The 23,111-nt window shown below is 63.9% G+C and carries 26 protein-coding genes and 2 pseudogenes; 6 read left to right on the top strand and 22 right to left on the bottom strand.

What is annotated here, in order from left to right; all coding sequences use genetic code 11:
* Positions 1–36: 36 nt before the first annotated feature.
* The 4 genes from EDD25_RS04410 to EDD25_RS04395 all read right to left on the bottom strand — a co-directional run bounded on the left by EDD25_RS04410 (position 37) and on the right by EDD25_RS04395 (position 3,994).
* The gene (locus tag EDD25_RS04410) at positions 37–1,512 is read right to left on the bottom strand and encodes an alanine/glycine:cation symporter family protein (RefSeq protein WP_134172204.1); all 1,476 of its coding nucleotides are present in this window, start codon (positions 1,510–1,512) and stop codon (positions 37–39) included.
* Positions 1,509–1,940, bottom strand: a complete 432-nt coding sequence (locus tag EDD25_RS04405) for a universal stress protein (protein ID WP_134172203.1) — start codon at positions 1,938–1,940, stop codon at positions 1,509–1,511. Before EDD25_RS04405 ends, EDD25_RS04410 begins: the two co-directional genes overlap by 4 nt.
* Positions 1,941–2,033: 93 nt before the next feature.
* Positions 2,034–2,765: a PIG-L deacetylase family protein gene (locus EDD25_RS04400; protein ID WP_134172202.1), complete on the bottom strand. Its 732-nt coding sequence runs from the start codon at positions 2,763–2,765 to the stop codon at positions 2,034–2,036.
* A complete protein-coding gene (locus tag EDD25_RS04395; RefSeq protein WP_241986637.1) occupies positions 2,762–3,994 on the bottom strand; it encodes a glycosyltransferase in 1,233 nt (410 codons plus the stop codon). The genes EDD25_RS04400 and EDD25_RS04395 overlap by 4 nt, the downstream gene beginning before the upstream one ends.
* A gap of 140 nt (positions 3,995–4,134) precedes the next feature.
* Here EDD25_RS04395 and EDD25_RS04390 point away from each other — a divergent pair, with 140 nt between their 5' ends.
* Positions 4,135–4,638, top strand: a complete 504-nt coding sequence (locus tag EDD25_RS04390) for a GNAT family N-acetyltransferase (protein ID WP_134172201.1) — start codon at positions 4,135–4,137, stop codon at positions 4,636–4,638.
* A gap of 94 nt (positions 4,639–4,732) precedes the next feature.
* Here the strand turns inward: EDD25_RS04390 and EDD25_RS04385 are convergent, their stop codons facing one another.
* From EDD25_RS04385 to EDD25_RS18230, 8 genes and pseudogenes are all read right to left on the bottom strand, one after another.
* A complete protein-coding gene (locus tag EDD25_RS04385; RefSeq protein WP_134172200.1) occupies positions 4,733–5,194 on the bottom strand; it encodes a hypothetical protein in 462 nt (153 codons plus the stop codon).
* Positions 5,194–5,718, bottom strand: a complete 525-nt coding sequence (locus tag EDD25_RS04380; RefSeq protein ID WP_134172199.1) for a hypothetical protein — start codon at positions 5,716–5,718, stop codon at positions 5,194–5,196. Before EDD25_RS04380 ends, EDD25_RS04385 begins: the two co-directional genes overlap by 1 nt.
* A 172-nt stretch (positions 5,719–5,890) precedes the next feature.
* On the bottom strand, positions 5,891–6,913 hold the full coding sequence (locus tag EDD25_RS04375; protein ID WP_134172198.1) for an NYN domain-containing protein: 1,023 nt from the start codon (positions 6,911–6,913) through the stop codon (positions 5,891–5,893).
* Between the two features lie 48 nt (positions 6,914–6,961).
* Positions 6,962–7,462: an aldo-keto reductase family protein gene (locus tag EDD25_RS04370; RefSeq protein ID WP_134172197.1), complete on the bottom strand. Its 501-nt coding sequence runs from the start codon at positions 7,460–7,462 to the stop codon at positions 6,962–6,964.
* Positions 7,446–7,634 carry an HNH endonuclease gene (locus EDD25_RS18240; RefSeq protein WP_338419655.1) on the bottom strand — a complete coding sequence of 63 codons (189 nt, stop codon included), beginning with the start codon at positions 7,632–7,634 and terminating at the stop codon, positions 7,446–7,448. The genes EDD25_RS04370 and EDD25_RS18240 overlap by 17 nt, the downstream gene beginning before the upstream one ends.
* Before the next feature lie 3 nt (positions 7,635–7,637).
* Positions 7,638–7,808 carry a hypothetical protein gene (locus tag EDD25_RS18235; protein WP_338419653.1) on the bottom strand — a complete coding sequence of 57 codons (171 nt, stop codon included), beginning with the start codon at positions 7,806–7,808 and terminating at the stop codon, positions 7,638–7,640.
* Between the two features lie 189 nt (positions 7,809–7,997).
* Positions 7,998–9,125, bottom strand: coding sequence for an alcohol dehydrogenase family protein (locus tag EDD25_RS04360; protein WP_241986635.1), 1,128 nt, complete (start codon positions 9,123–9,125; stop codon positions 7,998–8,000).
* A 139-nt stretch (positions 9,126–9,264) separates the two neighbouring features.
* A pseudogene (locus tag EDD25_RS18230) lies at positions 9,265–9,438 on the bottom strand (uracil-DNA glycosylase family protein); the annotation flags it as partial.
* Positions 9,439–9,500: 62 nt separating this feature from the next.
* Here EDD25_RS18230 and EDD25_RS04350 point away from each other — a divergent pair.
* The 3 genes from EDD25_RS04350 (at position 9,501) to EDD25_RS18140 (ending at position 10,442) form a co-directional block, all read left to right on the top strand.
* Positions 9,501–9,704: a ribbon-helix-helix domain-containing protein gene (locus EDD25_RS04350; RefSeq protein WP_175183032.1), complete on the top strand. Its 204-nt coding sequence runs from the start codon at positions 9,501–9,503 to the stop codon at positions 9,702–9,704.
* On the top strand, positions 9,701–10,078 hold the full coding sequence (locus EDD25_RS04345) for a type II toxin-antitoxin system death-on-curing family toxin (RefSeq protein ID WP_134172196.1): 378 nt from the start codon (positions 9,701–9,703) through the stop codon (positions 10,076–10,078). Before EDD25_RS04350 ends, EDD25_RS04345 begins: the two co-directional genes overlap by 4 nt.
* Positions 10,079–10,316: 238 nt before the next feature.
* Positions 10,317–10,442: a hypothetical protein gene (locus EDD25_RS18140; RefSeq protein WP_277871710.1), complete on the top strand. Its 126-nt coding sequence runs from the start codon at positions 10,317–10,319 to the stop codon at positions 10,440–10,442.
* 125 nt (positions 10,443–10,567) lie between these two features.
* Here the strand turns inward: EDD25_RS18140 and EDD25_RS04340 are convergent, their stop codons facing one another.
* From EDD25_RS04340 to EDD25_RS04325, 4 genes and pseudogenes are all read right to left on the bottom strand, one after another.
* Positions 10,568–10,954: a GntR family transcriptional regulator gene (locus EDD25_RS04340; protein WP_134172195.1), complete on the bottom strand. Its 387-nt coding sequence runs from the start codon at positions 10,952–10,954 to the stop codon at positions 10,568–10,570.
* A complete protein-coding gene (locus tag EDD25_RS04335; RefSeq protein WP_134172194.1) occupies positions 10,951–11,868 on the bottom strand; it encodes a hypothetical protein in 918 nt (305 codons plus the stop codon). Before EDD25_RS04335 ends, EDD25_RS04340 begins: the two co-directional genes overlap by 4 nt.
* A gap of 746 nt (positions 11,869–12,614) precedes the next feature.
* A pseudogene (locus EDD25_RS18225) lies at positions 12,615–12,833 on the bottom strand (transposase domain-containing protein); the annotation flags it as partial.
* A 168-nt stretch (positions 12,834–13,001) separates the two neighbouring features.
* Positions 13,002–13,376: a hypothetical protein gene (locus EDD25_RS04325; RefSeq protein ID WP_134172193.1), complete on the bottom strand. Its 375-nt coding sequence runs from the start codon at positions 13,374–13,376 to the stop codon at positions 13,002–13,004.
* Positions 13,377–13,705: 329 nt separating this feature from the next.
* Between EDD25_RS04325 and EDD25_RS04320 the strand changes: the two genes are divergently transcribed.
* Entirely contained in the window at positions 13,706–14,383 is a 678-nt protein-coding gene (locus EDD25_RS04320; protein WP_134172192.1) for a CHRD domain-containing protein, read from the top strand.
* 336 nt (positions 14,384–14,719) lie between these two features.
* Here the strand turns inward: EDD25_RS04320 and EDD25_RS04315 are convergent, their stop codons facing one another.
* Positions 14,720–15,328 carry a hypothetical protein gene (locus tag EDD25_RS04315; protein WP_134172191.1) on the bottom strand — a complete coding sequence of 203 codons (609 nt, stop codon included), beginning with the start codon at positions 15,326–15,328 and terminating at the stop codon, positions 14,720–14,722.
* Entirely contained in the window at positions 15,315–15,884 is a 570-nt protein-coding gene (locus EDD25_RS04310; protein WP_134172190.1) for an RNA polymerase sigma factor, read from the bottom strand. The genes EDD25_RS04315 and EDD25_RS04310 overlap by 14 nt, the downstream gene beginning before the upstream one ends.
* A 164-nt stretch (positions 15,885–16,048) precedes the next feature.
* On the opposite strand from EDD25_RS04310, the gene EDD25_RS04305 reads away from it, so the two are divergent.
* On the top strand, positions 16,049–17,146 hold the full coding sequence (locus EDD25_RS04305) for a type I restriction endonuclease (protein ID WP_134175135.1): 1,098 nt from the start codon (positions 16,049–16,051) through the stop codon (positions 17,144–17,146).
* 184 nt (positions 17,147–17,330) lie between these two features.
* On the opposite strand, the gene EDD25_RS04300 is transcribed toward EDD25_RS04305, so the two are convergent.
* Genes EDD25_RS04300 through EDD25_RS04285 form a run of 4 tightly spaced genes read right to left on the bottom strand, consistent with a single transcriptional unit; the run spans position 17,331 to position 22,990 of the window.
* A complete protein-coding gene (locus EDD25_RS04300; RefSeq protein ID WP_134172189.1) occupies positions 17,331–17,942 on the bottom strand; it encodes a hypothetical protein in 612 nt (203 codons plus the stop codon).
* A gap of 25 nt (positions 17,943–17,967) precedes the next feature.
* Positions 17,968–19,596: a GMC family oxidoreductase gene (locus EDD25_RS04295; protein ID WP_134172188.1), complete on the bottom strand. Its 1,629-nt coding sequence runs from the start codon at positions 19,594–19,596 to the stop codon at positions 17,968–17,970.
* Complete coding sequence (locus tag EDD25_RS04290) at positions 19,593–21,179, bottom strand: AMP-binding protein (protein ID WP_198418920.1); 1,587 nt, start codon at positions 21,177–21,179, stop codon at positions 19,593–19,595. Before EDD25_RS04290 ends, EDD25_RS04295 begins: the two co-directional genes overlap by 4 nt.
* A gap of 59 nt (positions 21,180–21,238) precedes the next feature.
* Positions 21,239–22,990, bottom strand: a complete 1,752-nt coding sequence (locus tag EDD25_RS04285; protein WP_134172186.1) for an aldehyde dehydrogenase family protein — start codon at positions 22,988–22,990, stop codon at positions 21,239–21,241.
* Between the last annotated feature and the right edge of the window lie 121 nt (positions 22,991–23,111).

The following is a 23,111-nucleotide window of genomic DNA, read 5'->3' as shown; positions in this document are numbered from 1 at the left end:
GGGCATCCGTCGTGGTCTGTCGCGTGCGTGCCGGGTCTACTTCTCGACCATCGCGAATTCCCCGGACTCGACCTTGGAGCGGTACACGAAGATTTCCTTCCTGATCACCCGCGCCATGAGGTACAGGCCGAGCACATTCGGGATCGCCATGGCGAAGATCATCGCATCGGAGAACGCGATGACCGGGCCGAGCGAGAGCGTCGCTCCGATGACGGTGAAGACGCAGAACCCGATCTTGAACCCGAGTTCGGCACGAGCACTGTCCTTGAACAGGTAACCGGTGGCCTTCATGCCGTAGTACGACCACGAGATCATGGTCGAGAATGCGAAGAGCACCACGGCAACGGCGAGCAGGATCGGGAACCAGGGCGCCACGGTGGCGAACGCCGCCGACGTGGTTTCCACGCCGGGCGCGCTCGAGGTACCTCGCCAGGTGCCGGTGATGATGATCGCAAGCGCGGTCATCGTGCAGATCACCACGGTGTCAATGAAGGGCTCCAGCAGGGCCACGAAGCCCTCCGTGGCGGGTTCCTCGGTCTTGACCGCGGAGTGGGCGATCGACGCGGAGCCGACGCCCGCCTCGTTCGAGAACGCGGCGCGCTGGAAGCCCTGGATGAGCACGCCAACGACACCGCCGGCGATGCCCTCCGGGTTGAAGGCTCCGACGAAGATCTGGCCGATGGCATCCGGGATCGCAGTGAAGTTCGTGAAGATGACCGCGAGGCACGCCAGGATATACATGGCTGCCATCAGGGGAACGATCTTTTCGGTGACCTTGGCAATGGACTTGATACCGCCGATGATCACGGCGCCCACGGCCAGGGCGAAGACCAGGCCGATCACGAAACGCCACTGGCCGAGCGGGCCGTCGTCGCCGCCGGTGACGTTGATGATCTGGCTGGTGGCCTGGTTGGCCTGGAACATGTTTCCGCCGCCGATGGCGCCGCCGATGGCGAACAGGGAGAAGAGAACGGCGAGCACACGACCGAGCTTGCGCTTACCGAGCGAGGCGAGACCATCACGCAGGTAGTACATCGGACCGCCGGAGACCGAGCCGTCGGCGTGCGTCATGCGATACTTCACGCCGAGGGTGCACTCCGCCATTTTGGTGCTCATGCTGAGGAAGCCGACGAGGATCATCCAGAACGTCGCACCCGGGCCGCCAATGGACACGGCAACCGCCACGCCCGCGATGTTTCCGAGACCGACCGTGCCGGAGATCGCGGTGGTGAGGGCCTGGAAGTGCGAGACCTCACCGGCATCCTCTGGTTTGGAGTAGCGTCCGCGCACCAGGTTGATGGCGTGCTTGATACCGCGCACATTCTGGAATTTGAGGTAGATCGTGAAGAACAGCGCGGCGATGACGAGCCACATCACGATGATGGGAATCTTCATGTAGGCGGTCGATTCGGGGTCACCGATCTCGATCGAGTAGAAGATGATGCCGCTGATGAAATCGGCGATGGGGGTGAACGCGTCGCTGATGACGTCGTCGACGCCGGTGGTGATCACGGGACCACCGTCACCGGGGTCTTGGAGATCTGAATGAGACGCACGGGAGTGCTGCCGAAGAGCACCTGTTTGATACGGGAGTCACCGGTGCGGCCCACGATGATCTGGGACGTCGTGTCGTGCGCCCCGATCGACACGAGCAGGTCAGCGGGGCTACCGTGCACGACGCTTGAGGTGGGGGTCACCGAAAATTCCCGCGCAACGGCCAGTGCCGGCTGCATGATTTGTTGCTCGGCTGCTGTGATCTCGTGGGCCTTACTGGCCGAACGGTGATCGTTCTCGGCTGGGGTCGTGAATGAATACGGCGACCAGGGAATGACGTGCACGATGTGCACCGCCGCCCCTGATTCCTCGGCGAGACGACAGGCGAATGCCACGGCCCTGCGACTGGAATCGCTGCCATCGATTCCCACTAGTAGTGACGTCATTGTCTTCCTTTCGTAGGTTTTGTCTGAACAAAACCGCGTGGATTTCAACACTATGCGCAGACCGGGCCGAACCCTACCAACGGCTGCCGGAAACTAGGGCGTGCGCAAGCCCACCGACGCGGTGATCTCCTCACGCTGCCCACCCGAATGCACGATGTGCGCACCCTGGACGGTGAGCTGGCTCGCGTGGCAGCGCAGGGCCGCGGTGACCGTGCCGAGGTGCCGGTCGAGCGTGAACCATTCGTCGGCCGCACCCGGGTCAGACACAATTTCGGCAAACGGTGTGCCCGTGCGGCGGGTCGCGGCGAGCGTGATCTCGTGCACGCGCACATGGTCGGGGTGTCCGTAACCGCCGCCGTTGTCATAGCTGATCACGAGCGAGGGCGTGAGGTGGGACAGGAGCGCCGTCACATCGGCGGCGACCTCGGCATGGGGAGCGCGCACGAGGGCGGCGGCATCGACGTCGAGCGCGGGTCCGGCGAGGCCGGGGCGGATCCAGGTCATGCCCGAGTCCCCGTAGTGGCGCGGCGTCCGTCCGGCGGCCCGGGCCGGAGCCTCGCCGAGCCAGAACCGTTCGGTGAGGCCGAGGGCACTCGCCGCGCGGTCCAGTTCTCGTTCGCGTTCGAGGCTGAGGGCATCCGTTCCCGCCAAGGCGAAGAGCGGCCCGGCCACGACTTCGCCGCGCTCGCCGCGGGTGGCGGTCAGCAGGTACACCCGGATGCCGCGGGCGACGAGCTCCGCAGCGAGCGCCCCGGTGGTGATGGTCTCATCATCGGGGTGTGCGTGCACGAGAAGAACGGAGGAGAGCGTGTCGAGCAGACTCATGCGATCGCGAGCTCGTGCCGGCAGCCCGCAGACCCCGGAAGCACGAGTCGCCGGTAGACCTCAAGCAGTTTCTGCGCCGATCGTGGCCAGTCGAGGTGCTCGGCGCGTTCGCGTGCCGCGACCGAGAGGTGCTGGGCGAATTCGTGGTCGGAGAGCAGCTGGGAGATATACCGGGCCCACACCAGGGGATCGCGGGACTCGATCACCACGCCGGTCGTGCCGTGCACCACGGCCTCACGCAGGCCACCGGACGCCGCGGCCACGACGGGCACGCCGCTCGCGGCGGCCTCGAGGGCCACCAGTCCGTAGGTTTCGGAATGGGAGGGAATGAGCACGGCCCGTGCCTCGCGAAAGAGTACGGCGAGCTTGGCCCGGTTCTGTGGGCCGACGAAGCGCACGTCGTGTTCAATGCCGTGCCGCGCGGCGAGGGCGCGCAGCTCGTCGACGTAGCCATCGAAGTCGGTCGAGGCATCGCCGGCAATGATCAGTTCGGGCCGGATCGACTCTGGCACCGCGGCGATGGCCTCAATCGCGAGGTCGAGTCCTTTGAGCGGCTGCAGGCGGGCGGCGACAAGCACGTAGCCGAGTCCGGGGCGGACGGGGTGTTTCGTCGGCCGAAACAGGGTGCCGTCCACGCCCGGTTGCACCACCTGAATGCACTCCCTGACGCCGCCGAGCCGGCGAACCACGGTGTCGGCTTCCGCCTCGCTGATCGCGACGATCGCATCGGATTCCCGTGCCAGCCAGGCTTCGCCGGCCATTCTCCCACCGGACTCCGGCCGCTCGCCTTCCGAGAGGGGGGTGGACTCCTCCGCGGCGATGCTGTGGAAGCTTTGCACGTGCGGCGTCATGCGTTCGCGCGCGAGGGGGAGGGCCGCCATGCCGGAGAACCAGTGATGAGAATGGATGATGTCGTACGGGCCGAGGGCAGACATCCGCTGCCGAAACGCGTCGATGAAGTCTTCGTGGTCGCCCTTGGGTGCGGGCGCGGCTGGTCCGGCATCGAGAAAACGCAGGGTGACGCGGGGGTGCAGCTGCACCTTGCGAGCGATCTCGGGGGAGGAGCGCCGGGTGAGGATTTCCACGGTGTGCCCGGCCGCAGCGAGGGCCTCGGCCTGGTTACGCACGACGACGTTCATTCCGCCCGCATCGCCGGAACCCGGTTCAGCGCCCGGGGACGTGTGCAGGGAAACGAGCGCGATGCGGAGGGAAGTCGATACAGGAGGCACCCTGAAATCTTAACGCACGCCGGCTCGCGCATGCTGGCACCGCCGTTGGGTAGCTGCGCGGCTGGGCCGGGGCGACTCGGGGTGACTTCTGAGGGCTCTGTTGGGGACTCTGTTCAGCTCTGCTGGGTATCGTGGCTCCCATGACGTATGCGCTTCGAACCCTCGATCCCCTCGACCTGCCCCAGGTGCTCACGCTCAACAATGCGGCGGTTCCTGCGGTCAATGCCCTGGACGCCGACTCGTTGGCGGAACTCGTGGCATCCGCGGCGCATTCGGTGGTCATCACGACCGTGGACGACGCGGCCACTGTGCTCGGTTTCGTGATCGGTTTTGCCCCGTTTGCCGAGTACGCGAGCGAGAACTACCGCTGGTTCGAAGCGCGGTCGAACGACTTCCTCTACGTGGATCGCATTGTTGTGGCGCCGAACGCCCGAAGCCAGGGCCTCGGCGAGGTGCTCTACGGCTCGGTCTTCCAGGCCGCTCGCGAGGTTCAGGCCGCCGAGGTGTTCTGCGAAGTCAACACGTTCCCGCCCAATCCGCGGTCGCTCGCCTTTCACGCCCGTCTTGGATTCACGGCCATCGGCGAGCATTCCACCAAGGGCGACACGGTCGTCGTCGCGCTGCTCGCGGCATCCGTTTCGTAGCTGCTGGCGGCCCGGCCTCGGTCTCACGAAGCTGGATCTGGCCCGATTAACCTGAGCGATGAGCCGGTGGCCGCGGTATGGGCCGTGCAGGGCCTTACGGCGCGTTGTCCCCGGTGATGTCGTCGCGCAGAAGCGCCGTGATGGCTCGAAGGGTCTCCGGTGACACGTCAGAGATCGTGCGCGCCGCAAAGTCGACGACGCGGTTCGCTCGCAGCTCTCGCACGAACGCCAACTGCGAATCCACTCGTTCCGGAATGTCGTCGTCGGAGCCCCGGAGGTACTCGGCGGGAATCCTGAAGAATTCTGCGATCCCGGTGAGCAGCGCTGGTTCGGTGACGAGAGGTCCTGACCCGGAAAGCATGTAGGCCCAGCGTGCGCGGGACAAAGACAACCCCTTCGCCGTCAAGGCGGAGGCGATGTCCTTATAGGTGTGCGGAGTGTTGCCTTCCGCAACCACCACGTCGAGCAGAAGGTTCAGTTTGCGGGCGAGTTCGCGTTGGGCGGCGGAGGAATCGGCGGCGCTGGCGTTGCGGGCGATCACGTGCCGGTCGGTCATTAGAGAACCTTCCCGAATCCGGTTTTCGCCCCGGACCGGGTGTTGAAGGAATCCCTCAGCATGGTGATCGCGAGCTCGTCGCCGATCGCTTCAGCGAGCGCCTCCTGCTCAACCGTGAAGTCCCGACGAGACAGCGCGTGCACGATCGCATCAATGGGGATCAGGGGAGCCAACAGAGCGATGCGGTCGGCGGGCACCAGCACCTTCTCGTGGGCGAGAATCATGTGCCCATACTCGTGATTGAGGAATTGCTGCCGGTGAACCGCGGACTCGGTGGGTGCGTAGTGCACGCGCTCGAATGCTTCGTCGGCAATCTCGATCCACAGGCCGCAGATTCCGAACTCAACCATGCGAGATGTTGCCTCTCGCACGACAATCTGTTTGCCGCGCAGCCGTTCCATGCGGTGATGGAGATTCTCCGGTGTCAGGGGTCGAGGCAGGTCAAGGCCCGCGAGAAGTTCGCGCGCGTGAACGACGCGTTGTTCGTGGTCCGTGGTGTGTTCCCTACTCGATGCCGTGGTCACAGATCGCGACCATTGACACCTTCACTGTACAAGAGCCCACCCGCGAAGCCCCTCATTCCCTGGTGGGTTGTGGCTCGGAACGCCTTGATGCGTGTGGAGCCGCGAGCCCGCGATGAGTCACCTTCTGCGTGCAGGATTCGCTGAGACGGGCGCGCGTTGTCAGCTCGTGGCCTCAGCGGCGGCCGGCTGCATCGGGGCGCAGTCGAATGAGCCGCTGTGGGCCGTCCTCTTGCAGCTCGGCCAGATCGCTGCGCGAGGCGAGAAAGTCGGTGAACGAACGATAGCCGAGGGGCTTCTCGTTGAAGGAGGGGTCCATCCTGCGCATCTGGTTCTTGACCGTGCCCGTATTGAGCCACTCGTCGGCATCGCCTTTCGCGTGACCGATCTGCAGGGCGCGCACGAGGAGATCCGTGGCAACCGTCTGCGGGTCGGTGTCGTCAGCCGGTTCCGGCTCGTCGAATTGCATGTCGTCGGTGTGCGAGAACATCGGGTTCGTCGTGAACTTGCGTACCTTGGTGGGCGCCTCTTTGGGCTGCTTATCAGCGGGTTCCGAGGCCTTCTTGCCCGCTTTGGGTTTCTCGGTCGTTGTTGCGGCGGCGTCCGACGTTGCAGCGACCTTCTCGATCCCGGGGAGCGAGCCGTAGTCCTCGAATTCGTCGCAGGCTGCCGCGAGGGAGGTGCTCGTCGACCCGGCGACTCCGATGCCGACGACGAAGCGACCGAGTCGCTTCGACTTCTGGGCGAGAGCGATGTAGTCGGAGTCGCCGGCGACGATGATGACGTGGGTGAGGTCGGGCAGCCGGAAGAGGTCTTCGACGACGTCGACGGCGAGCCGGATGTCGGCGCCGTTCTTCGTTCCCCGCGTCGTTGCGGTGAAGAGCTGAGTTAGGTCAACCGCTCGGGACATGAGCTGGCGTTGGTAATTCGCGTTGACGGGCACTGACCAGTCGGCGTATGCCCGGTTGACGACCAGGGCGCCGAATGACAAGGCGAAATCGATGATGGCGTTGAAGTCGACCGTGGCGGCGGCGAGTCTCGCGGCGATCTCGGGGTCGGCATCCGCCCTCGACTTGTCGAAGTCACGGATACCGTCGCGCTGGAACGCGTTGCGCCCGTGCAGCTGCTGATAACGCGAGATGACGATGTTGTCGAAGTCGATGTAGAGACCGACGCGTGCGTCGTTCGGTTCGGTCATGGGAGCTCCTTAGCCGTAGGCGGAAGACTCAATAGCGATCCGGTACCTCTAGTTTGCGGCGAGCAATGCGGCGAGAGCAACTCGAACTCGCAGCACGCTCGTGCCAAAGCGCCGGAGGACGAGCTCGACCGTGGGGAAACGACGGGCGCGACCCCAGCCCAGTAGCCCCGCACCGCGACGTTCTCCGCACAGTGACGGCTCGATCGCCGTCTCGTGCAGATCGCAATTCTCGTTCGCCTGCGCCGCCGTGCGCATCCGGAGAACCACGCTCGCGACGGCAGAATTGTGGAGCGGGAAGGCAATCGCGGCCTGCGGCAGTGTCACCGCACGCTGCTCGAGCACGTCGATGAGGGCGTCGACACGGCGCAGCAGGTCGTGCGGTGCGGCTGCGTTGTTGTTTGTGGCCCCGGGCAACGGGCGAGCCCTCGATAACAGCCCCGAGTTGAATACGCCCGCAGCGATGACGCGCCTTTCGTCGGGGGCGGCGAACACGGCCGCCGGCTCACGCTCACTGACGGACACCACGTTCAGGTCAGGGCGTGGCAGCATCCGGTTTCAGGGTCAGTGCGGCCCGCACCTCGACTAACCGCACGAGAAAGCGGCGCTCATCCAACTTCTTGCGGCGCATCCAGCTCGTCACCTCGTCGTTGCTCTTGCTTGCGTTGCAGGCGCCGCACGCCGGAACGATGTTGTCGAGGGTGTATCGCCCACCCCGGGAAATTGGTTACACGCAGTCGCGCTGCAGGGCACGGTCGTGTGCTGCGCAATAGGCGCAGCCGTCCCATAGCTGCTGCAGCGTCGCCCACTGGTCTGCGGTCAGATCGCTTTCGACCAGCGCCGTGCGTCGTTTGCGTCGACGAACGGCCTTGGCAGCGCGACTGTTCGGGTGGGGCATGGATTCAGCCTAACCGCGGGGGCATGCGAACTATCCCGAGTCATCGCTCGGCGTCTCAACGGTGTCGAAGGTTGCCGTGAACCGCTGCTTGCCAGACCCCCGGCTTGAACTTCTATCGGCGACCAGCCGTGAGCCGATAGAAGCGTCGCGGACGGCTGAAGACAGACACGGCCGGTGTTCCGTCGCGAATCAGTTGCTCAACGTTGGCGGAATCAGGACGACGTTTCCGACGTGGCGCTTTTCAAGAAAGTCTCGCTGCGCGGTGACAATGTCGCTCATCGGGTAGGTGCGCTCGAGCAGCGGGCGGATCTCGCCGCGTTCGACGTACGAAACGACGTCGGCAAACACATGCTCATCCCAGGCGGTGCACCCGATGAGCCGCAGGTCGCCCAGGTAGAGCGTGCGCAGGTCAAGTTCGACGATCGGGCCGGCGATTGCACCCGACGTCACATAGACGCCTCCGTGACGCAGCAGGGCGAGCATGCTGCCAAACCCGCTGCCGGCGACGTTGTCGATCACGACGTCGACGCTCTGGGCACCCAGCTGCACAACCGGGTCCGTTCCCCGCTCAAGCACCTCGTCGGCACCGATCTCGAGCACACGGTCGCGTTTCGCGGCGCTCGCGATCCCGATGACGTACGCGCCACGTCGTTTCGCAAGCTGCACGACGGCCGATCCAACGCCCCCGGATGCTCCGGGAACGAGCACGCGCGTGCCCACGGTGATCCCGGCACGGCTCACCATATTCTCCGCGGTGCCATACGCACAGGGAATCGTTGCGAGCTCTGCATCGCTCCACGTGCTCTCGACCGGGAACACGTCGCGGGCGCGAACGACGGTGAACTGAGCGAATGCGCCGTCACGATCAGACCCGAGCCACTCCGTCTCGTGGGAATCTGCCCCGTCGCCGAGCGGCATGCACGAACGAATGAGCACCCGGGCACCGACGACGGCCTCGTCGCCCCCGGTGCCGACGGCGACGACACGGCCACAGCAGTCTGTGCCCTGGATCAGCGGAAACGGTGTGGCCCCGTTCCAGCCTCCGTCAGTGCGACCTGCTCCCAGACCATCGATCCCGTCGGATGATTCGTTGGTGGCGGTCGATACGGTCGACGAATACCAGCCGAGCCGGGTATTGATGTCGGTGTTGTTGACGCCAGCCGCGAGCACCTGAACGAGAACCTCTCCCGGTCCGGCCGCCGGCTTGGGGACCTCGCTCATAACGAGCCGGTCGAAGTCTCCAACACCCGTGGTGACGACGGCGGTCATGCTCGCCGCGTGCGCGTGGAAGGCTTGAACGCTCTGCCGTTGGGTCATGACACCAGTCTCTCAGGAAGGACCGCGACGGTGGTGGCTGTCGGCGATCGGGTTGTCGAGGGCGGCGGTGGGCGTGCGTGCGCAGCTCCGGGAGCACCTCGGTGACGAACCACGGGTTCTGTGCCTGCCAGCGGAAGTTCAGCGGCGACGGGTGCACGAGCGGAAACCGCTGCGGTACGAATAGCTGACAGTTGCGCACCGTGTCTGTCAGCGTGTTGTGCAGCGCCGACGGCAGATAGTGAATTTGGGCGTACCGGCCGATCAACAGGGTCAACTGAATGTCGGGCTTCAGCGCAAGCAGCGGGGATGCCACCGGTCGGCGAACCCTCGCCGGGACACTGTGGCCAACGGTGTCACCGGTGATACCATGTGTGCATGCCAATGACCCTTCGCTTGACTGATGCTGAGGCGGACGCCCTGCGTCGACGCGCCGAATATGAGTGCCGATCCATGCAGGACGTCGTCAAGCAGGCGGTGCGGGAATACGTCGAGAATCACAGTCGCCAGGACCTCCTGAGCAGTGTTCTCGACGAGCAGCTCCCGCGCTACGCCGAAGCGCTTGAACGTCTCGGAAAGTGATCTATCTCACCTACGCGGATCTCCTCTACGTTGGGCAGCGAGTTCTTGGAGGAGACATGCCGGTTCGGGACCAGGGACTGCTTGAGTCAGCGCTGGCCCGTCCACGCGCGAGCGCGTTCGGAGGAGACGCCTACGGGAGTCTCAATGAGAAGGCCGCGGCGCTGACGCATTCCTTGGCCCGCAATCACGGACTGATTGACGGCAACAAGCGGCTGAGTCTCGCTGCCTTGATCGCCTTCCTCGGTCTGAACGGACGACGGTTGACCTGGTCCAATGATGATGCCTACGAATTCATCATGGATGTGGCTTCCGGGCGCCTTGATGACGTTTCCGATATCGCTGACCGAATTGCGCTGGGCAGCGAAGAGCGCTGAACGACGCGACCGCCTCGCCAATCGGAAAGGTAAAACGGTGCCGTCGCACGCTCACCTCGCCTCCACACGCGCTGTGAAGCATGGAGGCTCTCGCCGCGCAAGGGCGCCGCTCGAAGACGGAAGTCGTGAAGATGGCCGTTGAAGAGGGCGCCGCCAAAGCGGATAAGAATACCCGTGCCCGCGCGCTCTTTGAGCGCATCATGCACGAGAAAACGGAACTGCTCGACGCCCTCTCCAAGTGACGGAGTATCTGGATCCCGCCGACGTTGAGGACCTCATCGCGTTGGCGGGTTTTCAGCTCCGTGGCCGGCACCTCCTGCTGTCTGCTCTCGCGGCAGAGGACTCCACGGTCGGCCAGCCGTAAACTACACCAACCAGGAGCGCCCGTCCGCCCAACCCTTGCAGGACGTCCGCAGAGGTCTCGGCTAGCGCATTCGTACTATCTGGTGGAGTCCGGTTGTCATCTTATTGACCTGGTGGTGGCGGGGTTCATGACCTGTTCTGTTTTGTCGTGTCGGCTCCGGGCGCGACCGGCCAGGTGGCGCGGAGGATACGAATCGTGTCGTCGAGGCTGGTGCCGGCACGGGTACTGGCACCAGCGAGGCGGCGGGCGGCTTCGAGCACGGGTCGGGCTGTCGTGGACGCGGTGGGGCTGACGCGGGTTCCGCTGCCGGTTCGGCTGACGAGGAAGCCCTCGGCTTCCAACGCTCGATAGGCCTTTGCGACGGTACCCGTGGCAACACAGAGGTCTTTGGCGAGCTGGCGCACTGAGGGGAGGCGTTCGTTGGCCGCCAGCCGACCGGTCGCGACCAGCCCGTGGATCTGGTCGTGAATCTGATCCGTCGGTGGCGCGGACCCGGACAAGGTGATAATCATGACCCGACCATGACCGGCACGCGGCGACGCGACGGAATGGCTGACAGCGCGATGGTAGCCCAGAGTGCGATACCGAGCGCGGCACACAGCATAGACGCGGCAGTGAACACAGGCTGGAGGGCGGAGAACGTGGTCCAAAATGCCACGGGTCCCTCGGAGGTAGTGAACCATGCTCGAATCGATGCGGTCCCGGCGAGCGAGCTGAAGATGAGTCCCAGGTGCAACAGCAGCGCGCCTGTTCCTGCGACGACGATGTTGCGGGTGCGGATAGTGCGCACGCGGATATCTCGCTCCTGATCCTCGGCCAGTGCTGGCCGGGCGATGAGAGACAGGCCGACGATGCTGATCACGATCAGGATGCCCGTGAGAATCATGGCCGGAATGGAGAAGAACCATCCGTAGATGCCGGTTCCCATTCCCCGCTCCCCGCCGAGATCCACGGAGTACATCGTGTAGCGACCCGTCACAGAGTCTGGCTCAGACGCTGCCCCCGCCACGACTGTGATGAGAAGAATGAGGGCGAGGAGAACGCCTGGGGCAAGGAACCACCTCGCTCGCGCGAAAGATATCGGCGAACGTCGGGTGAGCTCCGCCGTACCCCGCCCGCCACGCGCATGAACCGGGAATGCGAGGAACACCACGCTGAGAATACCTACCAGTAGCGGGACAGTGAACCGGTAGTCCCAATACCAATCGCTCAGGAAACGCGGCACGTCGAAAGGCAGCAGAATCGACGCGTCAAGTAGACGCCTCACGATGTCACCCACCAGGGCAAGAAGTCCCGCGGTGATTGTGAAGCCGCTAGCGGGACCGAATGGCAGCCCGGCCCTGCGCCCCCAGATCAGCCACCACGCCAACGCGAGAATAATACCCGCGACGAGGGAGCCGAACACCAACAGATACAACCACGTCATGCGCTGCGACCCTTCACTCTCTTGTATCACCTGAACGCTACAGTAATGTAGCAGCACATTGCTACATTCGCATGACATGCCAATGCCGCAGAATCAACGAAGTCACCTCCGTGCCCGCGGGGCAGCGGAGCGATTGTCGATTCATCACTGAACGGGACTTCAGGGACTCTCGGCCCTGCCGGTTGGGACCAGATTGCAGCACCGCCTGCGTGCTCACATAGCGTCGCTGTTTCGAAAATCAACGGCTATCGGACCGAATCGTAGACAGGTGGATGCTGCTGCGTGCTCCCAGTCCGTGACACAGTGACGTCGCCTCAGCCCTGACTTGGGTCGGTGAGCGGCGCGCTCGAGATCGTTAGTCCCCAGACAACATCGTCCGTCGTGGACACCGAGACCGTTGACTGTCCGTGAGGCTGGTTGGAGTGATTGCCATAGTGCGACACTGTGTCCGAGGTGCATTGGAAGGTGGACGACGTGCCGTCGCTCATGTCGACTGTCACGGTCCCCTTCCCGGCGCAGTCAAGGGCGATTCACAGGCCCTCGCCCTGGGCGTCGATAGGGATCGCCGAGCGCAGTGTCGGGCACGCTGACCCATGTTGCGAGAGTCGTCCCTGGTGTGGCCGGTGGCTCAACCTGAATCGGGACTGTCTCTTAAACGGTGTTTCCGGCCTAACGCGCTGGACTTGGGTCTGGCGGGAAAGGTGCCGTGATGACGACACTTGATGCTGTGACGAAGAAGACAGAAATACGTCCTCGTAAGAGTCCTCCGAATACAACGCCATCCCAATCGAGAAATACGCCATCACCCGCGCCGGCAACGCACGCTGACGCACCTCAGTACGCCCCGCCGCAGCAATCACCTCATCAACCACACCCGCAGGAAACACCCGCGTCAACAGGCCCACCGACACAAAATCCGACAACCGGCGGTCAGAGACCGGCTTTACCCAACCAGATCGAGCCATACCCCAATCATACCGGCAAACCCCTTAACTGAACGGTATTGAGGCTAAATCCAGAGCGACCATCACGGCAGACTCCACGTCGACATCCGTGACATCTGGCCCCGTGACCGCGGTTACAACATCAGTGGAACGTCAGGATAAATGGCCGAGAACCTGACCGAAGCTGCCTCAGCCGGCGAACAGGGCGATGAGCAGGGCAACGTAGACGACGACGAACACGGCCGGCGTAACGAACCGCACCACGTTCACCCAGGGTGCCGCTGACAGGATTCGCCGCGTGACGGCTGACATGCCATCCACAGCTCGTAGGTCGGCGATGACCGCCAGAGCTTCATTGGCGGCGTTGATCTGCACCAGCGCGCCGAGGATGCCAGAGGCCAGCAGCACGCCGGCGGCGGCGGCCCGCACGCTCGGGTCTGCCGTGGCCAGGCCCAGGGCAAAGAAGCCCACCAGCGCCGTGAGCAGGAAAGTGGGGGCGAACTGGGACACGATAATGTGCCAGCGGGTCTTGATCCACAGGTTGACGAGCTCGGATTCAGTCATGCGGGGCTCCAATTCGGTCGCCGCGGACGGACGACATGCCTCCCATTCTTGCGCGTCTTCACCCCATCGACCTGGCGACACCGACTGCCAGCCGGTGTGGGTGTCGAGGAATCATGTGGCTGCGGGGGAAGGACATCCATTGCGGTAGGTTCGACGACGCCGCGATGACGATCGGACAAAGTGGCCTGACGCCACGTGCAGCACCACTCCCGCCGCGCACTGTTTGTGTGAGAAGAACTCATATAATTCACCAAACCGATGTACAGTCTGCTACGAACCGCGAATGACCAACGGGACATTCTCGTTGGCCTATGACCAAGGAGAAATTCGTGAAACGATACAGAATTGGGATTATCGGGGCCTCGACCGTTGCGTTACTTGCTGCGGCTGCACTCGGATCCACCGCAGCTCAAGCACATAGTCCTGAACCCAGCGGAGCCCACAAAACGGTGACACTGAGCGCCAATCTTACGGAGCTCAACGGTTCCGGGGCATTCGGAACCGCAACCGTCGTAGTTCGCAACCAGAAGATCAAGCACGTAGAAGTGCATGCTTCCGGGCTAACGCCAGACGCTCCGCACGCGCAACACATCCACTTCGGCGACCAAGCGCGGCACGAGTGCCCCACCCTGCCAGGGGATGACGCGAACGAGGATGGCCATCTGAACACGGTGGAAGGCATTCCCGCGTACGGACCGGTAGTCGTTTCGTTGACCACAACGGGCGACACTAGTCCGGCCAGCGTCGTGGACGTCGCCCGTTTTCCTGTTTCTGACGCCGGCAGTTATGACTACAGCCGCGACAACATCCGCATCACCAAGGTGGAGGGAAGCGGAAAGGCCAAGGAAATCGCAGATTCCATCCGCAAGGGTGAAGGCGTCGTTGTGATCCACGGACTCGACTACAACGGCAATGACGAGTATGACTTCAGTCACGGTGCGAGCGAACTCAACCCGGACCTTCCGGCAGAAGCCACGGACCCGGCCGCCTGCGGCGTTCTGCAGTAATAAACACAGCCAGGAACCTTTCCTGGGCACAAAACGCGGTGGCCCGTCTTCTGAGACGGGCCACCGCGTTGTTTACTTCCAAAGTCTCATGCGAGAGATCGATAAACGAACGAAGAGCTCCGAGCCATTAAAACGTGGAGGTCGTCGTCCTGGGCGTAATTCTCGGTCAGTGCCGGTTGCCGGGGGGGGGGGGGGGGGGGGGGGGGGGGGGGGGCTTCGACGAAACGACGCTTTGGCTCACAGCGACGCTGTACACATGGCGTCGTCGCGCGGGTCCGAGTTACCACTGGATGGCGATTCCAACAGCTCGCGGGCGGGGATCATCGTGGGCGGAGATCAACCGGGGAACGCTGCGTCGTAGACGGCGCGAAGCTCGGCGCTGTCGGGCCCGGTGACGCCGCAGCTGGTGATCGTTCCGTTGCGTGCGCCGACGAGGTAGTTCTGGCCGGCCTCGAAGGGCATGCCCGAGAAATCGGAGGTCATCGCGTTGACCTGCGTCACCTCGACGCGGTCGGCGACGTCGCCGGCGAAACGCTCCGTGACCTCCAGCAAAACGGTGTCGCCCCGAATCTGCAGGACCGTCGCGGCGAACGCCTGCTCCTGCGCGGCCACGGTCGCCGGCTCGAGCACGAGGCAGCTGCCGCTCGCGAGGCCTCCGCCCATGGGAAGCTTCAGCGCCTCGACGGTGGGTTCCGGGCCGCCGAGGGCGAGGGGCACGACGATTGCGGCGGCGATGGCGAGGGCGGCGGCGACGCCGACCACCGGCATCCATCGCCGGAAGGCGGGACGCGGCGCCTTGGGGGTGACCGGCGTGGTGGTGGGGGACTGGTCGGTCATGATCTGCTCCATTCTGTGGTCGAGCCACGTCGGCGAGGCAGGGGGCAGCGCGCGGGCCGGATCGGCGGCGCGCAGCTGATTGCGCAGCGCACGGTCATCGTCGTGCATCGGTGCTCCCTCCGTCGGTGGATACATGTCCGGCCGGGTTGTCGGATTTCAGCAGCTCATGCTTGAGGCGCGCCTTCGCGCGGTGCAGGCGAATCGCCGCGGCGTTCGCGCTGATGCCGAGCACGATGGCAAGCTGTGGGCTCGTCAGCTCGTCCCACGCCCACAGACGCAGTATCTCGGCGTCGTTTCGCCGCAGGACTGCGAGTGCGGTGGTCACGCGGACGTCGACGGCGGTGGTGCCGTCGACCGTGGATGCTGCGGGGCTGTCGTCTGCAGCGGCCGGCGGCGGGTCTATGGCGATGATGCGGCCGATGAGACGGTTGCGGCGACGCTCGGCGCGCTGGGCGTTGCTGAGGCACTGCCGAGCGACGACGATCGCCCAGGGGAGGGCGTCGACGGGCACTGCGTCGAGGCGACGCCAGCACACCAGCAGGGTGTCGGCGAGCACGTCGTCAGCCGTCGCGGCGTCGGTGCGGCGGTGCAGGTAGCCGCGCACAGGGTCGGCGACGAGCGCGACGAGGGTGCACATCCGTTTCTCGCGCTCGGTGTCGGTCACAGCTCTCATACTGAGGCATGTCCGGCAGGGGTGCCGGGATTTCATGGCGCGGCGCGGCGCGGCGGGGCCGAGAGGGCAGTGGGCGCAGGGCATGTCGAAGGTCATGTGCCGTATCGACGGTGGTCTCTACTATCGTCGGGATGACGAGACCAATTGGGGGAACAATGGATTTTGCGGAATCGCTTGCAGCATTGGCGCTGAAGGTGCGGAACCAGAAAGACGGGATTCAGACGGAGGAGGCGACGAAGAACGCGTTCGTCATGCCTTTCATCTCGTCGATTCTCGGCTACGACGTGTTCGACCCGCTTGAGGTGGTTCCCGAGTTCACCGCCGATGTCGGGGTGAAGCGTGGCGAAAAGGTCGACTATGCCATCATGCGCGGGGGAGAAGTTCAGATTCTGATCGAGTGCAAGAAGTCGATCGAACCGCTCCGGATTGAACACGCCTCTCAGCTTTTCCGCTATTTCACAGTCACGAACGCGCGTATCGCAGTGCTCACAAATGGTGAGGTTTATCAGTTCTACACGGACCTCGACGCCCCCAACCGGATGGACGAGAAGCCGTTCCTCGTTCTTGACCTTCTGGATATTGACGAGACGTTGATCCCTGAAGTCCGCAAGTTGACCAAGGACGTCTTCGACCTCAACTCCATCATCAGTTCTGCGGAGGAGCTGAAGTACATTGGCCAGATCAAGCGGACCATCGCTGCGCAGTTCACGGAACCGCAGGACGAGTGGATTCGGTTTTTCACCACCCGTGTCTATGAAGGTGCGTTCACGCAGAAGGTTCGTGAGCAGTTCACGTCGCTGGTGACGAAAGCGACGAAGCAGTTCCTGAATGATCAGGTGAACGCCAGGCTGAAGACTGCTCTCGGCGGATCGAATTTCGACTCGACAATCGCTGACGAGAGTGCGGATGCGATCAGCAGCAAGCCGGTCGCCCAAGAGGATCTGGACCGCGACACTGAAATCGAGACGACTCTCGAGGAGCTCGAGGGCTACCAGATTGTGAAGGCAATCGCCTGTAGTGACGTCAAGCCCCAGCAAGTCACGCACCGCGATGCCAAGTCCTATTTCGCGATTCTGCTGGACAACAACAATCGCAAACCGATTGCACGCCTGCACTTCAACAGCAAGAAACAGAAGTACATCGGGCTGTTTGATAGTGACAAGAACGAGACCCGCCACCCCATCGACTCGCTCGACGAAATCTACCTGCATGCTGCGGCGATCCGAGGGACCGTGAAGCTGCACCAAGGCTAGACCGCCTCCGGCTTCCCGACCGTGCACGAATCAGCACCACGTCTCGGCCTGGATATGCGGGTGTTCAGCCCCAGCCTCAAGGGTGGAACACCCGCATTTCGTCTAGCCGCCGCAGGCTGGGTGCGCTTGATTCACATTCCGATCTGGGTATGCATCCTCGTGGCCACCCCGCGGTGCTGCCCGACTACGTTCGCCTTTCGCTGACCTGTTCCAGCAACGCAGGCAAAGTCCTGGCGATATAGGGAGATTCGAAGAAGCTCGACTCGCTGTGCCCGTCGAGAAGCCAGGCCTCGAAGGATCTCTCCCAGGTGTCGAGAATCACGCGCACGGCCAGAGTCGGATTCCAGCTGAACGTGCGATCTAGTTTCGGCAGGAGTCCGTTGAACACGCTGGTGAGAACCGAAACGAACCGTCGCTCAGCAGCGGTGACCGTCCGATCGCCCTCGCCTTTATGGAGCGCAAGAAATCTGCGCTCCGCGCGAATGATCATGGCGCTTCGATCGAGCGGCCACGACTTCGCGAGAGCCAGCGCAGCCTCAGTGAATTCTGAACCGTCACCTTTCGGAGTGAACGCCGAAACTCCACCCTGAAGCCGTTCCGCGCACTCCTCGACGAGGAGCTCATTCACCGCATCAAGCAGCACATCATCGGTCGGGAACAGGGAGCGAAATGCGTGCGGATGAAGCCCGATCTGCTCGCAGACATCGCTGACCATCCGCTGGTTCACGCCACCACCGGTCGCGAGGGAGACTCTCGCCGCGATCGTGATCCTGCGCCTGGTGGATGAGCGCTGCAACGCGATCCTCGTCGCCGGACTCATATCAATGAACCGAAGCCGCTTCCTCCAAAGTCGGCATCGACGCGCGCAGAAGATCCGCCGCCTTCTCGCCGATGATGATGGATGGAGCGTTCGTGTGCCCCCGGATGATCTCAGGCATGATCGACGCGTCGGCGATGCGAAGTCCCTGCACACCGCGCACACGCAACTCCGGGTCGACCACCGATCCAGCATCCGATCCCATGCGAGCGGTGCTCGTCGGGTGGTACAGGGTCTGCGAGAACTCATCGATCACCGTTGCAGCCCGCACGGCTGGCGCCTGTGCATCTGACCCGGCGGGTTGGATGAACTTACCATCGCCCCGCGTTGACGCGAACGCCGGGGCGGCAAGAATGCGCTCACACACGCCGAGGCCCGCGAGCAGTGTGGCGCGATCCTCCCCTTCCGGGTCTCCCAGGTAGTTCGGATCGATCAGTGGCTTCGCGAGCGGATCGGCGGATGCGAGTTGCACGGTTCCGAGGCTTTTCGGCTGCAGCAGGATAGCGCCGACGCTGACGCCGTGTCGCGGTGCGGCCACAAGCCCCTCACCGATGTAGGGCACGGCAGCGAAGAGCACTTCAATGTCTGGGTAGGCGAGTGACGGGTCGGTCTTGACGAACCCGTAGGCCTCCGCAACGTTGGAGGTGAGCATGCCGCGCTGCTGCGAGACGAAGTCGTTGAGCTGCTCCTCGGTCTCGGCGCCGAAGAGGGTGTCATCGTCGGTGTCGACCGCGAGCGTGGCGAACAGGTGGTCGCGCATGTTCGAGCCGACCTCCGGAGCGTCGACAAGCACGGTGATTCCGAAGGAGCGGAGGTGCGTGGCATCGCCAATACCCGACAACATGAGCAGCTGGGGCGTGTTCACTGCTCCGCCGCTCAGTACGATCTCGCGGCGCGCGGAGACCGAGGTCATGGTGCCATCGCTGAGGTACTCGACACCTACAGCGCGGGTTCCCTCGAAGAGCACGCGAGTGACGTGTGCCCCGGTTTGAACGACGAGGTTGGAGCGCTCGGCTGCCGGTACGAGGTAGGCCGCCGCGGTGTTGTGCCGCATGCCGCCACGCTGGCTGACCATCGTCTGGCTGACCCCTTCAGGGTTTGCCGAGTTCGGGGCGACGAGTGGCAGGCCGGCCTCGACGGCAGCATTGAGGAAGGTTGCAGTGTGCGATCGCGGGCTGCGTTGGTGCGAGATCGAATTCGCTCCGTTCGTGCCCTGGTCAGGATCTGTGTTGCCCTCGACGGCCTCCGCCTTGCGGAAATATGGCAGGAGCGCCTCGTACGACCAGTCGGCACCGGCGAGTCTCGCCCAGTTGTCGTAATCTGCAGCGAATCCGCGCACCCACATCATGGCATTGAGGGAGGATGAGCCGCCGAGCACCTTGCCACGTGGCCAGTAGATCGACCGCCCCTCGAGCTCGCCCTGCGGCTCGGTCTGGTAGTTCCAATCGGCGTCGGACTTGAACAGCTTCGGGAATGCCGCCGGGATGACGATCTCCTGTTTGTCGTCGACACCGCCGGCTTCGAGCAGCAAAACGGAGATGCTCGCATCTTCGGTGAGTCGAGCGGCGACAGCTGCTCCGGCCGATCCGGCACCGACCACGATGTAGTCGAATTCTTCCGTGCTGTTACTCATACGAGAGCTCCTTTTGATCGCAGATCCTTGCGCAGGATCTTGCCTGACGCCGACTTCGGGATGAAGTCGATCATTTCTACCTGTCGAACCTTCTTGTGCGGGGCCACCCGCTCAGCGACCCAAATCATGACGTCCTCCTTGCTGAGCGTTGCCTCCGGCTGCAGCCTCAGGAATGCTTTGGGCACCTCTTCTCCGTCCGCGTCGATCACGCCGATGACGGCGGCGTCGGCGATCTGGGGATGGCCCAACAACAACGCCTCGAGTTCCGCGGGCGCCACCTGGTAGCCCTTGTACTTGATGAGCTCCTTGAGCCGGTCGACGATAGTCACGAACCCCTCGGCACTCACCGTCGCAATGTCGCCGGTGTGCAGGAATCCGTCCACGTCGAGAGTCGCCCGGGTTGCCTCATCGTTGCCGAGGTAGCCCACCATGATGTTCGGGCCACGGCATAGCAGTTCGCCGGGCTCACTCACACCCACCGTCGGGATCGCTATGTCGCTTCCGGTGAGCGGATCGACGATGCGGCACTGGATGTTCGGCACCGTAAGACCGACCGAGTTCAGGGGGATGTCGGTTCGACCTCGGGGCGAGGCGTGCGACACGGGGCTCATTTCGGTCATCCCGTAGCCCTGGAGAACCTCGCAGTTCAGTCGCTCGGCAACAGCGCCACCGACGCTGCCATCGAGGGGCGCCGCTCCAGAGAACACCGTGCGAAGGCTTGACAGGTCAAATTCGGCGACCAGCGGATGCTTCGCCAGCGCGACCGCGATGGGAGGCGCGATAAAGACGTAGGTGATGCGCGCGGACTGGATGAGGCCCAGGAAATCGGCCAGATCGAATCTCGCCATGGTCACCAGATTTGCCCGTTGCGCGAGCGCTATGTTGAGCAACACCGTCATGCCGTAGATGTGGAAGAACGGAAGCACAGCTAGAACGCGATCATCTTTCGTCACCCCTACGAGGGATGCCGACTGTGCGACATTCGCCACGAGGTTGCGGTGGGTGAGCATGACACCCTTTGCTTTGCCCGTCGTGCCCGAACTATATGGCAGCACCGCCAGGTGCGTCGCCGGATCGAAACTCACATCCTGAGCGGGGTGAGTCTCGCGAACCATGTCGGCCAGACTCGTGCTCCCATCGACCTCCCCGAGGCTGATCATGCGCTCAGCTGCAACACCGGCCAACTTTCCGGCTTCCGCAGATACCGGGAACAGCGCATCCGCTGCGATGATGGCTACCGCTTTCGAGTCGGTGAGCTGCGTTGCCATCTCGCCCGCCGTCGACAGCGCGTTGACCGTCGTCGCCGTCGCGCCAGCTCGCAGAATCCCGTGGAACGCCACCGCGAAATCGGGTCGATTCGGGGAATGCAGCGCCACGACGCTGCCCACACCGATGCCACGAGCGGCGAGCGCCCGAGCTAGTGCTTCGATCTGGCGCACCAGCTCTCCATACGTGGTGGCCTCACCGGTCGCCCCGTCGGTGAGGGCAACCCGGTCGGCGGATGCGGTGTCTAGCGATCCGAAGAGGTAGTCAAATACGCTGAGATTCGGGATTTCGACGTCGGGAAAGGGACTGTTGAACACGGCGGCTCGCCTTCTGGCTGGGGAGGATTGGTGGGGGAGCGTGCGGGATGACAGGGTGGTCAGGCCCGGAATGCCGCAAAGAAGATTGCGGGCATCTTCAGCCATGACGGCTTGGCCGCGAACCCGGCGAGACGTCGTCCGGTGGTCGCGGCGGAACGCGCCTGCACGAACCACGGCGGCTTTGGGAAAAGGGTGAACTCTCCGTGCGCGAACGATCGCGGGAACGGCCGGAACGGGCCGCGGACGATCGTGCGCTCTGGCCGATCGATGAGCAGGGCGTTGTGAACAGTTCCGATGCCGCTCTGCACGTTGTCGATGGTGGCGCCGGGGAATGCGCCCCACGATGCGGTTGCGGTGAGGAAGCCGAGGCCGGTCCACGCGTTGATGGCGATCGTGCCGTAACGTAGGCGTGCAACGGCGCCCAGGAACCCGGTCCCGAGCTGCCGGATGACCTTCGGTTCGACAATGAGGTTGGCGCCCAGGGTGCCAACGAACTCGTCGTTGGCCAGAGTGACGGCAGCGTCGAGGAAGGCCTGCCCTGTGCCCGGCACTTCGACAACGCCCAGCACCGGGGAAAAATATTCCGTAGTGAGCACATGCGATGCGTTGTCTTCGGCCTGAACATCGATCAGCAGGCGGCAGCCGTCTTTGCCCATCCTCTCGGCAGCCGGATAGGCGGCTGATGCGGCCCTCATTCGGCCATCGCTACCGGGATACCAGGCTGGGCGGTGAGGGGCGGCCGCGAGTGCCCGGCGGAGTTCGGCGAGGAACGCTTTCTTCTGGGGCCAGTTGCTACTGACCACAACCACCTGGCCGGCAATGCAGTTGTAACCTCCATTGTGTAGGCGCTGGGTGACGACGTGCTCGGCCTGGTAGCGCAGGTCATGCTTCGTCCATGCGCTCGGCACGATGATGATGGGCGATACTCCGCCGAGTTCGCTGGTGATGGGCTTCGCGAGCAACGGGCTGCCTGCTGCCTTGCGGCGCGCAGCATCCTCGCCCGTACCCCAGACGATGGCATCGTGAGTTGCCGCACTGCCGGTGATGTGTACGTGAGAGATGACATCGTGCTGCGTGAGATACGCCCCAACGTCTCCAGCGCCCTGCACGATGCGAAGCACCCCGAAGTCGATCAGGGGGGCGAGAGCCTTGTCGAAAACAGATTTCATTCCGGCCATGACCGGATTGAGCTTGAGCAGCACCGCCCGGTTGTTCGCGACGATCTCGTACAGCACGTCGAGCGGTGGGATCGACGTGATGTTGCCGGCACCGAGCACGAGTCCCACTCCGCCCGACATCGACGGCGTGAGCTCACCAAGGCCGGCGCTGGCCCGCACCTCCCCGGCAGAGCGGCCCGGAGCCATCCAGACCTCAGCGCTGAATCCGTGCAGCAGCAACCACTCGTGCCCATTGGTGGGAAGCACCGGGATGGTGACGCGACCACCGGGCGCCGTCCCGAACCGGCTGGTGGCAAGAGGACTCGTTCCCGCAGCGAGTGCTGCGACGGAATGCGCGAGGGTACCTGCGCCCGCAAGGCCCGCATATGGGCCGGCGATCCATTCTTCCCCGATGAGCTGGGAGGAAGGATCCAGTCCCTTGATCGCAGCGGCCGTCTCGGCCCATTCCTGGACGGCCCCCGTCATCGCCGCGTGCACAGCCCCCAGCAATCCGGCTCGTTCGGAAAGTGGGGTGCTTGCCCAAAGCTTGGCGCCCGAGGCCAACTCAGTGATGGCGGCATCGAGTTCATCGCGCTGCTGCTGGTCGAGGGCCGTAACGGCCTGTGTCCTCGACGTCGGATCGGTGGTGGTCATCAATCTCCCTTGATTGTTCCCTGACGGCGACTCGAATTCAGGCCTGCCGTGTCAGCCCAGTATTGGCTCCGCTGTCGGCGATAGCGATAGGCCGCCGCCGCGACTTCGGCCCCCTGCGTTG

The organism is Cryobacterium psychrophilum, from assembly GCF_004365915.1.
Classification (GTDB): Bacteria; Actinomycetota; Actinomycetes; order Actinomycetales; family Microbacteriaceae; genus Cryobacterium; species Cryobacterium psychrophilum.
This window is presented reverse-complemented; position numbering and strand designations above follow the sequence as displayed.